At 49.9% G+C, this 13,843-nt stretch carries 6 protein-coding genes and 1 pseudogene; 6 read left to right on the top strand and 1 reads right to left on the bottom strand.

The features are described 5' to 3' along the window. Positions 1 to 46 precede the first annotated feature (46 nt). From AC0L4K_RS13280 to AC0L4K_RS13255, 6 genes and pseudogenes are all read left to right on the top strand, one after another. Positions 47 to 538: a universal stress protein gene (locus AC0L4K_RS13280; RefSeq protein ID WP_473266614.1), complete on the top strand. Its 492-nt coding sequence runs from the start codon at positions 47 to 49 to the stop codon at positions 536 to 538. Positions 539 to 641: 103 nt separating this feature from the next. Then, positions 642 to 1,565, top strand: coding sequence for a catechol 2,3-dioxygenase (locus AC0L4K_RS13275; protein ID WP_473266612.1), 924 nt, complete (start codon positions 642 to 644; stop codon positions 1,563 to 1,565). Positions 1,566 to 1,672: 107 nt separating this feature from the next. Continuing rightward, positions 1,673 to 2,601: pseudogene (locus tag AC0L4K_RS13270) on the top strand (flavin reductase). Between the two features lie 80 nt (positions 2,602 to 2,681). Further along, positions 2,682 to 3,914 (top strand): multidrug effflux MFS transporter, encoded by a 1,233-nt coding sequence (locus AC0L4K_RS13265; protein ID WP_473266609.1) that lies wholly within the window; start codon positions 2,682 to 2,684, stop codon positions 3,912 to 3,914. Between the two features lie 604 nt (positions 3,915 to 4,518). After that, positions 4,519 to 5,799 carry an alginate export family protein gene (locus AC0L4K_RS13260; protein WP_417226927.1) on the top strand — a complete coding sequence of 427 codons (1,281 nt, stop codon included), beginning with the start codon at positions 4,519 to 4,521 and terminating at the stop codon, positions 5,797 to 5,799. 75 nt (positions 5,800 to 5,874) lie between these two features. Beyond that, a complete protein-coding gene (locus tag AC0L4K_RS13255) occupies positions 5,875 to 7,284 on the top strand; it encodes an aldehyde dehydrogenase family protein (protein ID WP_417226929.1) in 1,410 nt (469 codons plus the stop codon). 188 nt (positions 7,285 to 7,472) lie between these two features. On the opposite strand, the gene AC0L4K_RS13250 is transcribed toward AC0L4K_RS13255, so the two are convergent. Then, on the bottom strand, positions 7,473 to 13,841 hold the full coding sequence (locus tag AC0L4K_RS13250) for an AAA family ATPase (RefSeq protein ID WP_473266607.1): 6,369 nt from the start codon (positions 13,839 to 13,841) through the stop codon (positions 7,473 to 7,475). Positions 13,842 to 13,843 lie beyond the last annotated feature (2 nt).

Below are 13,843 nucleotides of genomic sequence, written 5' to 3'. Positions count from 1 at the left end.
GTGGTGCGTTGCACTGCAGGCCGCATCCGCGACTGAAAAGGCGGTAATGATGATTCAGGATATTAATCGGGTGCTATATGCCTCGGATCTAGGTGAAAGTTCTAAGCAAGCGTTCTATATGGCGGTTAATGAAGCTGCTAAACATAATGCTCAATTAATCTTCTTACATGTGGTCGAGCCGGCAAATGCGGCGACCAAAACACTGGTCGAAGGCTATCTGAGCTCCCCCGGGTTGGCGGAAATGCGTGCCGAGGGTATCGATAAACTGAAAGCCTTGATGACTGATCGTATCGAGACGTTTTGTCTTGAGGAGCTCATGGATAAGCCGCTGCAACAGCAACCTATCACGCGCCTAGAAGAAGGGCCCGCCGCTGAGACCATCATTAAGGTGGCCGATGAGCTGCAGGCTGATCTGATCGTGATGGGCTCGCGCACACGAACTCATTCGTTATTGGGGCGGTTTTTTCTCGGCTCTGCCGCCCAAGCGGTATTACAGCTATCGGATCGCCCCGTGCTGATTGTGCCGATTAAAGAGTGATATGGCGGTCTGCGAATAACACATTGGCACGGCATCCCCGAATGGACCGATGACCGGTTGGGTTGCTTGTCACTTAGACAATAATAAGAAAGAAGGTGTCACGATGAGAAAAGGTATTATGCGGCCGGGTCATGTGCAGATTCGGGTTTTAGATTTGGCTGAAGCGGTCAGCCATTATAGTGAACTGTTGGGCTTAATTGAGGTGGACCGAGATGCTCAAGGGCGGGTCTATCTTAAGGGCTGGACCGAAGTGGATAAGTTTTCTGTTGTGCTTCGGCAGGCCGATACGGCAGGCATGGATTTTATGGGCTTTAAAGTGCTCAATAATGCCGTGCTGGAGCAGCTTGAAGGGGATTTAATCGCCTATGGCTGTGAGGTTGAACATATTCCCGCTGATGAGTTGTTTGGCTGCGGTCGTCGAATTCGTTTTCAGGCACCGACGGGTCATTACTTTGAGCTCTATGCGGACAAGCAACAAACCGGCAAGTGGGGCATATCTAATATTAACCCTGACGCTTGGCCTCGCAATCTGAAGGGCATGAAGGCGACCCGTTTTGATCATTGTCTGTTATATGGTCCAAATATCGAACAGACCCATATGTTGTTTCGCGATGTACTGGGTTTTGAACTAGCCGAGCAAGTGGTTGATCCTGAAAATCAGAAGGTCGGTATCTTTATGACCGTGGGGATGAAATCCCATGATGTCGCCTTTATCGACTGTCCCGAACCGAATAAATTCCACCATGCCTCTTTTTTCCTCGATAGCTGGGAGGCGGTCCTGCGAGCCGGTGATCTGATCTCGATGACCGATACCCCGATCGATATCGGGCCTACCCGGCATGGTTTAACCCACGGTCAGACCATCTATTTTTTTGACCCCTCGGGCAACCGTAATGAAGTGTTCTGTGGCGGCGATTATCACTACCCCGATCATCAACCGGTCATTTGGAAGGTTGAAGATCTAGGCAAAGCTATTTTCTATCACGACCGGGTGCTGAATGAACGGTTTCTGACGGTATTAACCTGAGAGTAGCCGGTAAACAGTGATTTAGAAGTGCAAGCTGATAGATGTAGGTATTAGGTGTTAAGCAGTCGATATAGATGCTGGTGTTTCAAATATAAAGGGTGATAAAGATGAGTATGCAAAATTTAGATATACGTGATTTTCGACGGGCGCTATCGCAATTCCCCACCGGGGTAACCGTTATAACAACCCGTGATGAACAGGGTGAGCCGGTCGGTGTAACCGCCAGCAGTTTTAATTCTGTGTCGATCGACCCCCTTTGATTTTGTGGAGCATCGATAAAGGGGCGCATAGCTTAGCCACCTTTGAAAATGCTGAATTCTTTGCCGTTAATGTACTCAGCCGAGATCAAGTTGAGACCTCTAACCGTTTTGCCAGTCGGGGCGAAGATAAATTTAAAGATGTTGAGTATACCCAAGGGGTAGGGGACAGCCCGTTGCTGAGTGATTATTCGGCCCAGTTTGAATGTAAAACCTGGGCTGTTTATGAAGGTGGTGATCATCTGATTTTAGTCGGTGAAGTTATCGATTACCGCTACCGGGATAGTAATTTACCCTTGGTGTTTACCCGGGGCAGCTATTCGGTATCGAGCCAGCATCCCTCAACCGTGACCTATGAAAAACCGGATCAATCCGGTGCCTTTATCTCCGACTATCTGTTGTATATGTTGCGTGAATCCTATAACCGTTTCAGTGCGGATCTATATCCTTTATTACAAGCCAAAGGCGATGTTAACCCGGAAGAGTGGCGTATTCTGGCGATGGTGCGTGATAGGGGAGCAATTACCCTCGAGGCGCTTGCGCCGATCGTAATGCAGCCCGAGGTTGCGCTACTACAAACCATTGACTGGATGGTCGATAAAGGGCTGGTGCAACTACAAGACAATACGCTGGCTTTATTACCCGAGGGGCGGCGGCGGGCCGATGAACTACTGGCACTGGCTAAGCAACATGAAGCGCAGGTGCTTATGGGGCTATCTGAAGAGCAATCCTTACAGCTAAAAAATGGCTTGAAAGTCATTATGGCCAGCCACGCTTAACACTCACCGAGTGTATTCAGTTATAAACAGTGAGGCAGGGGCGAGCTAAGACGCCCCCTGTTTTCAGCCTAGGATGCTGCATGAAAGCGCTTAAACAAGGGGTGTCGGTCGAGTTTATTGGTCTGATGGCGTTGCTGATGTGCATGGTTGCGCTATCGATCGATGCGGTTTTACCGGCCCTCGACCCGATGGCCGCCGATTTAGATGTCGGTGAATCGAATAATATTCAGTTAGTTGTTTCGACTATCTTCGCGGGCATGGCGGTTGGACAGTTGATTTATGGTTTTCTGGCCGATGCTAAAGGCCGGAAAACATCAATCTACTTAGGTCTTGGGATCTTCTTGTGCGGAACCTTGGTTGCGCTCTGGGCCGATAGCTTAGAAATGATGTTAGTGGGGCGCTTTCTACAAGGTCTGGGAGCGGCGGGCCCAAGAACGATCACCTTGGCCATTATTCGAGATCAATATAAAGGCGATGAGATGGCGCACGTGCTGTCCCTTGTGATGACGGTGTTTATTTTATCGCCGGTGGTTGCGCCCTTAATTGGACAGGGAGTGCTTTGGCTGTTTGGGTGGCGGGAAATCTTTATCTTTCTGTTGGCGCTGGCGGTGATAGCTGGGCTGTGGTTTTGGTTAAGACAGCCAGAGACATTAGTCGAGCATGACCGAGTGCCGTTTTCGATTAGTGAGACGGTTAAAAGTTTTAAATCAATCTTGCAAGCACGGGCGGCGGTGTATTACGTGCTGGCGTTGGGGTTTATTTTTGGTGCCTTTATTGGTTTTATCAATTCCGTTCAGCCGGTGATGCAGGGTGTTTATCAGATGGGTGATATGTTCCCAGCGCTATTCGCGACACTCACGGTCAGTTTTGCGGGGGCTTCCTATTTGAATTCACGTCTAGTGATGCGTTGGGGAGCACCGCGGTTAGCGTTGACGGCGGCGCTATCGGTGGCGGGATTGTCGTGCATCATGCTGCTACTCTCTTGGCGATTACAGGGCGTTCCACCGTTATGGTTGTTGATGACCTATCTCTGGAGCATACTGTTTTTTGTTGGTTTGCAGTTTGGTAATTTAAATGCCATGGCGATGGAACCTTTTGGCCGAATTGCCGGTGTTGCCTCTGCGGTTATTGGTAATCTTTCGACTCTGTTGGCGGTTGTTTTTGGCACGATAGTTGGTCAGCTTTTCAATGATACGGTGCTGCCATTAGTCTCAGGCTTTTTACTGTTGGGTTTTGGAGCAGCCTTTTTCATTTATAAGGCAAACTCAATGCAATTGGCCTCTGCATCACACTGTTCACGGAGTAGTTTCTGACGTCTCCATCCCCACCATTGGGCGGTGAAACCGGTTTCGTTACCTCGTACATATTTATTTAACTGGATGCACCGCTCCCATGAACACTCGGTTTTAGCGGTTAGTTGTTCCGGCCTGTTTTTAAACACAGGCCCATTCGTTCAGTCATTACGTTTTTGTGTCACTGATGTTGCCGATATAGAAAAGCGCCCTGAGGGGGCCTCTGGCGCTTTTCGTTTGTCTGATCTCATGTTTGCTTTGTGTTGAAAACGAACACTCTAACCCGATTTTTGCCTGCCATCCTCTACAGCACGCTGATTTAGCCATTACTATTGAAGACGCTTTTTAGAGAAGGGCTCTTTCGCTTAACAGTACAAAAGCCAGGTAGCTTGCTGGTTTTCTCCGTTTGTTTTATTTCGTTACATTTCTGCACAACATTACACATTTTTCAGGAAACTGGTTTACACGCCACGGTTAGTCTGGTCTCAGTGCTTAATGTATCTGTTTGACCGGCCGAGGTTTCCCCTATCTCGCAGCCGGCTAATCGATAGCAATCTTGGGTTATTCAGTGATTGCAGCACCCCAATATTATAAAAAAATCGCGGCTTCGCGGAGGATCACATCGATGAAAAAATTTACCAGCCATAAGCTTTCAGGCTACATGCTGACTGCAGCAGTGGCGGCAGTCACGGCGGCTATGGCCGTGCCAGCACAGGCTTATAACCTCTATGCCGAAGATGGCGCCGAACTGAATCTGGATATTGAAGCGGTGCTTGGTACCTTCAGCAGTGATGAAAACTACTTTGGTAAAGCGGGTAACGGCTCTACTTGGCAGGAAGGCTATTTGAAGGCCGGGTTCAGCGGTAGTAAAGCGATCTCCGAAGCCGCGACCGTCTATGGCGGCATCAATTTTGTGTCGTCCGGTACTTGGGGCGACGGTGATGCCGGCGGTAATACCGATGGTAGTGAACGTCGGACAGCCCTCGAAGATGCGTATATCGGCTTTCGTACCGATACCCTAGACCTTTCATTTGGTCGTCAAAACTTTTCCATCGGTGATGGGTTTTTGATTAATGGCGATGCACTGAATTTTGGTGAAGGTGTGTTCCCCGATTCTAACCGTGGTGGTGCTTACTGGCTGGCTGCCCGTAAGGCATTCGACCAGACAGCGATTGCCCGTATTGGCGGAGATGATGGCCTGCGGGGGGATCTGTTCTATCTACATTCTGATAACACCGGACAGGCCGAAATGGAGCTAGCCGGGGCTAATATTGAGTATATTACTGAGTTAGGTACCTTTGGTGGTACTTATATCAAAGGTCTGGACGCGGTGAATAATACCGCCCGTGATGGCCAAAAAACCATGAGTGTGCGTTATCAGGGTAACGCCGGTGTTGAGAACCTGTTCCTGTCGGCTGAATATGCTGATCAGAGCCAAGGTGATAACTCCGATGATGCCAATGCTTGGTATGCTGAGGCGGGTTGGACCTTTGCTGATGTCGCATGGTCACCTCAAGTGACCTACCGTTATACCAAATATGATGAAGGTTTTGATTCACTGTTTTATGGTTTCAACCGTGGCTACGGCACTTGGTTCCAAGGTGAAGTCGCCGCTAACTATGCTGGACCATTCGGTTCATCTGCGACGATTCAGCATGTCGCTCTGAAAGCCTCTCCAACCGAGATGTTATCGATCGGTGCACTGTATTTTGATTTCAGTGATTCATCGACCTTTGGTGCTAACTCGGAAGGCCAAGAAGTGGATCTTTACGCGGAGTGGGTGGTTAACGAGCACCTGATTATTAGCCCGTTAATTGGTGTTTATTCACCGGATAATAGCAACCAAACTCAGAATACTCAGTCGGATAACTTTTACGCACAGGTTATTGCGATCGTACCGTTCTGATTGCACAGCATAATTATAAATGAGCCGTTGCCCTCGGTTAGGGCAACGGCATTTCGGTAACAAAGGAATATGAGCATGAAACACTACTCGTTAATTATTAATGGTCAGAAAGTGGCCGGCGCTGCTGGCCAGTTTGAGGTTTTAAATCCCGCCACGGAAGATGTGGTTGCGCACTGCCCTGAAGCGAGTTTGGCACAGCTCGACGATGCGATTGCTGCAGCACAGGCCTGTTTTGAGACTTGGCAGTATTCCAGCACTGAAGAACGCAAGGCGTTGTTACATAGCATTGCTGATCGAATTGAAGCGAATGCCGATGAGTTGGCACGTATTGTCGTTGAAGAGCAGGGTAAACCGCTGTTTTTGGCACAGATGGAAGTGGGCGGAGCCGTTGCTTGGACTCGGGCTACCGCTGAGTTAGAGATGCCGGTTGAAGTGCTCGAAGATGGCGAGGCTAAACGGGTTGAAGTACACCGTAAGCCATTGGGCGTTGTGGGTTCGATCACGCCTTGGAACTGGCCGCTGATGATTGCTGTTTGGCATATTATGCCAGCGATCCGTTCGGGTAATACGGTGGTATCTAAACCGTCCGGTTTGACGCCGTTCAACACGATTCGTCTGGTTGAGATTATCAATGAAGTCGCACCGGCAGGGCTGGTGAATGTTGTTACCGGTGAATCCGGTATTGGTAGTGGTATGTCTGGTCATCCAGGGATTAGCAAAATCGTCTTTACGGGATCGACCCCGACCGGTCAAAATATTATGCGTGGCGCCGCTGGAAACCTTAAGCGTCTGACGCTGGAACTGGGCGGTAACGATGCGGGTATTGTGTTGCCCGATGCTGATCCTTCGGCGATTGCGGAAGCGGTTTTCCAGACCTCATTCCTTAATATGGGACAGACCTGTGCGGCGCTAAAACGTCTCTATGTACATGATTCTATCTACGAAGAGATGTGCGAGAAGCTGGCCGATGAAGCAGCGAAGCAAACCGTAGGTAATGGTTTGGACGAGGGCGTTACTTTTGGCCCTATTCAAAATCGTAAGCAGTTTAGCTTAGTGAATGATTTGGTCGAAGATGCACGGGCTAATGGCGCGCGGATTCTGTGTGGTGGTGCACCGATCGAAGGTGCTGGTTACTTCTATCCACCGACCATTGTTGCTGATGTAACCGATGGTTGTCGTTTGGTGGATGAAGAGCAGTTTGGCCCGGTCTTACCGGTGATCCGTTATAGCGATGTTGATGATGCGATTAAGCGAGCCAACGCCTCTGATGAGGGCTTAGGGGGTTCGGTATGGTCTTCGGATACGGCCAAAGCAGCGCTGGTTGCAGCCCGACTTGAGTGTGGCACCGCGTGGGTCAATGGTCATTCCGAGTTGCTGCCTTATGCTCCCTTTGGTGGCTGTAAGATGTCTGGCTTTGGTGTTGAATTTGGCCAAGAAGGTCTGCTGGAATATACCTCAATTCAGGTGCTTAATATCAATAAATAGGGGCTGATTTATGCCTCTCATCATGGCTGTCACTCGATAGATGACAGCCATGTGAGCCTGTATTCCTGCAGGCTTGTCTTTTCTACCCTGCCGGAGGGTTATCCGGTGATCTCCTTTTGTTTTACCGTTTTGCCCCTCATTGAGGGGCTTTTTTCGTTTAATGGCCGAGGGCTAGCGATTCTTAGCGGTTAAGGTTTAGCGCCGTGTTGTTGATTAAATTCCCGCAGCTTAGTCAGACTGGTCAGTAACAGGTCACGCAGTGCATCATAGGTGTTTGGCGTTGGGGTCTCGCGGTTTTCTTCTAAGGCTTTACACTGGCTGGCTAAAGCCAGCAGACCAAAATTGGCGGCGGCACCGCTAAGTTGGTGGGCGATCGAGCGAAGTTGTGTCAGATTGTTTTGTTGCTGAGCGTGTTTTAATTCGCTGATCAGCTGTTCACATTGGGATTCAAGCTGGCCGATCAGACGTGCGAATTTTTCCATTCCCAGCATATCGGCGTGCTGTTGCACCAGTGAGGGGTTTAGGTAGTGATTGTCACTGGTGGGTTGTGCGTTATTCGCAGGCGTATCCATGGTAGTGATTGACTTACCTAATTTTGATTGTTGTTTACCAATCAGTTGCTGTAGTTCGGTGAATTGGATCGGTTTGCCGATCACCGCATCGATACCGGCGGAATAGTAGTTATTGATCTCTGCTTCGGTGATGCTGGCGGTGAGAGCGATCACCCGGATATGGGCTTTGGCTGACTGAGCATGCTGGCGCAACCGGCGGGTGGTTTCCATACCGTCCATATCGGGCAGGTGGATATCCATTAATACCAGATCATAGTCATGCTGATCATGCAGTTGCAGCGCTTGATAGCCGTTGGCGGCAATATCCACCGAGTGCCCGTCACTTTCCAGTAAACCGGTCGCCACCTGTTGATTAATTTCAGTATCTTCAACCAGTAGAATACGCAGCGGTTGACCTTTGATTTGCTTGGCGGGCTGGGCAGGGTTTTGTGTCGCTTCAGTGGGCCGCTGGTAGGGTAGGCTAAACCAGAAGCGGCTGCCTTTACCGGCTTCACTATCAAAGCCGATCTCTCCCTGTTGCAGCTCGACTATTTTTTTACTGATCGCCAGCCCGAGTCCAGTGCCCCCATAACGGCGAGTAATCGAGGAATCGGCTTGGGAAAAGTGCTGGAAAATTCGATGGTGGGATTCTTTGGGAATGCCAATGCCGCTGTCTTCTATGGTGACATGGAGTCCGATAGTGTCACCGCTGGTTTCACAGCACACGGTGATGGTCACATAGCCTTGCTGGGTAAACTTAATCGCATTGGCGCAGAGGTTCATCAGCACCTGGCCTAAGCTGCGCCGATCACCGATCACCACCTCGGGCAATGGGTCGTTAATCGTAAGTTGTAATTGCAGTTGTTTATTGTGCGCCATCGGCCGAAGAATCAGTTCGAGTTCTTCCAACACCTGCTGGATTGAAAAAGGGGTTAGATCGAGTTCGGTCTGCCCGGCTTCAACCTTGGTGAAATCGAGCACATCATTAAGAATGGAAAGCAGGGTTTGTCCCGACTGGTAGATAGCCTGTACATGTTTACGTTGCTCCGGTTGCAGTTGCTGGGTTTCCAACAGCTGCGCCATACCTAGAATACCATTCATCGGGGTTCTGATTTCATGGCTGATGGTGGCCAAGAATTCTGATTTAGCCTGACTGGACGCTTCTGAGCGCTGTAGGTTTAGTTGGGCCTGCTCTTTGGCTTTGCGCTCGGTGATATTGGTAAGCGAGCCTTCGTAATAGAGTGCATTACCGCGATTATCCAATTCACGTCGGGCCGAGATCGATAGATTGACGCTGGAGCCATCCCGGCGCAACCATTCGGTTTCAAAATCGGTGACACGGTTGTTCTGAGCCAGCTGTTGTAGAAAACTGTGCAAATCATGGCTGTTAGCAAAACACTGGCTGGCAATATCGGTAATCGCGTTAAGAAACTCTGCCGGAGAGGAATAGCCAAGTAACTCGGCCAACGCTGGATTGGCGGAGATAAAGTGTCCTTGAGGGCTGGCTCTAAAAATCGCCTCGACGGTGTTTTCAAACAGTGAACGGTATTCCTGTTCTGAATGTTTTAGGCTGGAGTAGAGCTTGGCATTTTCGATGGAGATCGCTGCCTGCGCCGAGAGGATTTGCAGCGTTTCTAAACGAGACGGGTCAAAGACATTGCGACTCTCATTGTTTTCGAGATATAGCACCGCGGTCAGTTCGCCATGATATAAAATAGGTTTGCACAGCAGTGAACGTGGTTTATGTTTGCGGATATAACTGTCCTGCATAAACATTTCATGGCTGTGGGCATTACTCAATACCACGGTTTCTTTGGTACGGGCCGCATAGTGAATAATGCTGGTGGGTAAGCGGTTGCTATCCTCCAAGGCTAGGCCGTTAAAGAAGTGGGGCGTCCGGTCGGATTCGGCTTCCGCTTCGATATACAGATGTTCTTTGTCTTTAAGGATCAGAATGGCGCGCTGAGCACCGGCGCTTTCTAACGCCAAGGTCATCAATCGACCGAGCAATTTTTCCAGTTCGATCTCATCGGAAATCGCCTGAGAAGAACGGATCACCGAGATAATATCCAGATGTTGGTTGGAAATATTAGCGGAGTCATCGACGCTAATGACGGTCTTGTTATTGTGGTTACTGGTGATGTTCCGGTCACCAAACATCTCGGGGTATTGTTGCTGTAATTGCTGCAGTTTAGGCTTGACCTGTAACTTCAGATAATCGCTCCACGCCTCATTTAAATAGGTGCTAGCAATATTATCCTTACCCCATTCGAGATAGCAGCGGCCAGCCACTTCCCGGGCCAATGCGGCAATCAAATGAAAGTGGTTATTCTGCGCTTCACGGATAGCCGCATCGTAAAAGTCCATCGCCTGACTATAGCGGTGGCAGACGCGGTGATATTCGGCCTGCAGTAGATCGGCGAAATACTGATGGTTCTCCGGGCCGTGATAGGCCCAGCGTTTAGCCCGGCGGATAATGCGTCGTACCGTTGTTAACTTTTGTCGCTGCTGCAACACGCTGAACTCATCGAGCTGTGCCAGTAGCGATAGGGCGGTCAGATACTCTAAACAGGCCGAGGTATAGGTGCCGACAATATGGGGTAGGTAGGGCATACCGGTCTGACAATGTTGTAGTGCCTGAGGGTAGTCTTCGATGATATAGCAGAACAGCGCCGCATAATAATGGTAGGTGGCGATGGCGGTGCGGTGATCTTCACGATGGTTTTGATCGAGCATCTCTTGGGTGAAGAAGCGGCCGAAAAAGCCATTGGGATTGGCATTTCGCCCCAGTAGATTATCGATGGCCTGCAATGCTTGTAACGAGTATTGGATCGAGGGTTTCTGACCGTATTGTTGCAACGAACGGGTATAACTCTCGATGGTTGGTTGAATCTCGGCGAAGTTATCCGCTTGGGTGAAGGCATATTGAATCCAGGCGGCGAGGCAATAACTACCCCATTCCACATCACCGCAGTTAATGGCCTGTTGATGCCCCTCTAACAGGGAGTCGATAGAGTTTTTCAATGGCTCTTTCCAATGCCGTACATAGGAGTCAAACAGGGAGGTGGTGCGGTGATGTAACAGACGATCGGGTTGTCGCTGATCGAGTTCCATTGCCACACAGCCCAAGCGATAACCCTGTTCAATGGCGGAATACTTACCACAGAGGGTGCCGGCATAACCGGCAAAGGCCATCGCCGAATGGGCGGTTATGCCCCGCGTTAGGGTTAATTCGACCTCTTTGGCCATTACCAGTGGTCGCAGTGCCGAACTGGAGAATTTTACCGCGCCAAACATACTTGCCAGAATCGACAGGGCCGCCAAATCATGGGGATCTTGCATCGGTGGAGCGCTGAGTATCTGTTCGGCTGTGCGCCGATGTAACAGCCACTGGGTACGCAGAATGCCTTTCCAAATATGCACTCGGCCGGGATTCTGCGGCAAAACGACCCCGAGCATCGGCAGTACTTGTAAGGCTTCATTCATCGCCTGATCAAATTTGTTGCGGGCGATATAGGATTGAATTCTGATCTCATAGACTTTGACACGGTCGAGGACATTATTGCCGTTGGCAATGACCTGATCGATCAGAGTGTCCATCTGCTCATACCGCGAGCGAATATAAGCGGCTTCAGCGCCACTTTTATAGAGTGTTAAGGTCAGTTCGTAGTGTTGCTGCCAACAATCCTCAGGCAGCAGTTCGATACCGGTTTCAAAATAATCTTGAGCGGCATCAAAGGCGGCGGAATCGAGTGCTTGTATACCGGATTGGCAGTTGAGTGATGCCAGCTCGGTGAGTTCGGCAGTCGATTCTATGAGTGAGCGAGCACTGTTGAGGTGGTTGGTGATTTCAAATATTGGGGCGCTGCTTTGGCCGGCGAAACGTTGCTGTAATAACCGACCAATCTGTAGGTGGAGCTGTTGTCGCAGCGCTTCAGGGATCAGTGAGTAAGCGGCCTGTTGAATTCGGTCATGGACAAACCGGTAGCGGTGTCGCTCAAAGGTGAGTCCCGAAAGGCTTGGGTAGTTGATATTCAGAGGAATCAATAGCCCTTCACGCACCGCGTTAAAAAGCCCTTCAGTCAGCTGCGGAATGGTTAACTCGAGGACCGTTGAAAGGGTGTTAAGGTCGAAGGGGCTACCGATACAGGCGGCCATCTGCAGGGCGTTCTGGCTATTTTTAGGCAGTTTCTGAATCTTACTGACCATCAAATCGATAACGTTGTCGCTCATCTCCCGCGACTGAATTTTCTGCTCATCCCACTGCCAGCGGTTTTCATGGAAACTGATTAAACCGTCATCGTGAAGCGAGTAGAGAAACTGAATCAGGAAAAAAGGGTTACCCTGGGTTTTTTCGAGACAGATCTGTGCTAGCGCGGTACAGCGTTGCGGTTCGGTTCTCAAGGTGTCGGCGATGAGGCGGATAATTTGCGCTTTATTCAGCGGCTCAAGCAATATTTCACTGAGGTGGCAGCCGCCTTTTTTGATACGCCCGATGGCCAGTGTTAACGGATGGGTCGGGCCGACTTCTTGGTCGCGATAGCTACCGACCAGTAATAAATTGGGAATATCGCCGTTTTCGCATAGTGAGGTAATTAGGTTAAAGGATGCTAGATCGCCCCAATGGAGATCATCAAGAAACAGTAACAGTGGCTGCTCTTCGGTGGCGAACACCTGCAGCAGTGCTTTGACCAGACGGGAAAAACGGTTTTGTTCTTCCAAGACCGAGACTCGATTTTCGCTCGGTTGCTTGCCGATTACCAGTTCCAGTTCGGGCAGCAGTCGCACCAGTGCACCAGCATGTTGGCCCAGTGATTTAAGAATGGCTTCCCGGTATAACGAGATCTCTTGTTCGCTCTCGGTCAGCAGTTGCCGGATGAGCGCTTGTAACGCGATAAAAATACCAGAATAGGGGCGTGTTCGACGAAATTGGTCGAATTTGCCACTAATAAAGCGTCCGTTTTGCTCATGAATATAATGCCGTAATTCATGTACCAGACTCGATTTACCGACTCCCGCATAACCGGTGATAAGGATCAATTCTTGGCGCCGCATCATCATCTGATCAAAACTGTTACGCAGCTTTTGGATGGTCGCGGCGCGGCCATAGAGTCGCTGGGGCACCGAAAAGTGTTCAGAAATATCTTGGCTGGCCAAGTTAAATAGCGGGATCGATGCTAACTGATGCCAGAGGTCGAGACATTTTTTCAGGTCTTGCGATAGAGCAAAACTGGATTGGTAGCGCTCTGAGGCATCTTTGGCCATCAGTTTTAGCACGATACGACTCAGCATCTCTGGTACTGCTGGATTGACTTTGTGTGGTGCTTTCGGGTGCTTGGCAATATGGCTGTGAATAAGCTTTAGGCGTTCGTCACTGCGAAAGGGTGGGCGGCCACAAAAGGCTTCATATAGGGTGACGCCGAGACTGTAGAAATCGCTGCGATAATCGATATGACGGTTGATACGGCCGGTTTGTTCTGGGGCGATATAACGAAGATCATCAATCGAGATCTGTTGTGAGTTCCAACTAGCCTGTTCGCGGGTGAGGCGGGTGGCTAGCGAAAAGTCGATCAACTGAGCCGTGCCGCTGTCGGCTAACCAGAGAATATTATCCGGTGATAGTTTCTTGTGAATCACCCGTTCACTGTGAAGTCTGCCCAGTAGCTCGCTGATGGCAATGGCCATCGGCAGTATCTCATGCCAATGGGCCTCTTTTTGCTGCAATGTTTGTCGTAGGGAGAGACCGCCTCGGTCGGGGAATACCAATATCGGGCGAGTGTTCACGCTGGCGAACATTAGCGGTGCGACGATGCCATCAATATTTAAGGCGCTGAGTAACTCATCTTCATGTTCGAAACGGTGTAACTCTTCCGGGGTGTTGGTGCTGTTATTCAGCTGTTTGATGATGACGAGGCGTTGATCGCTCTCTCTGATGGCCCGTCTGATGGTGCAGTGTTTACCCCGATGGATGATGCTCAGTAGTTTAAACCCAGGCAAGACCCCCATGG

This window comes from Amphritea sp. GJ51-11, assembly GCF_055808735.1.
The sequence above is the reverse complement of the archived record's forward strand: the minus strand, read 5'-3'. Positions and strand labels throughout refer to the sequence as shown.

What these genes read in the sequence shown, in the direction of transcription:
- AC0L4K_RS13280 (WP_473266614.1), top strand. Translation starts at nt 47, where the DNA reads ATGATGATTCAGGATATTAATCGGGTGCTATATGCCTCGGATCTAGGT.
- AC0L4K_RS13275 (WP_473266612.1), top strand. Translation starts at nt 642, where the DNA reads ATGAGAAAAGGTATTATGCGGCCGGGTCATGTGCAGATTCGGGTTTTA.
- AC0L4K_RS13265 (WP_473266609.1), top strand. Translation starts at nt 2,682, where the DNA reads ATGAAAGCGCTTAAACAAGGGGTGTCGGTCGAGTTTATTGGTCTGATG.
- AC0L4K_RS13260 (WP_417226927.1), top strand. Translation starts at nt 4,519, where the DNA reads ATGAAAAAATTTACCAGCCATAAGCTTTCAGGCTACATGCTGACTGCA.
- AC0L4K_RS13255 (WP_417226929.1), top strand. Translation starts at nt 5,875, where the DNA reads ATGAAACACTACTCGTTAATTATTAATGGTCAGAAAGTGGCCGGCGCT.
- AC0L4K_RS13250 (WP_473266607.1), bottom strand. Translation starts at nt 13,841, where the DNA reads ATGGGGGTCTTGCCTGGGTTTAAACTACTGAGCATCATCCATCGGGGT.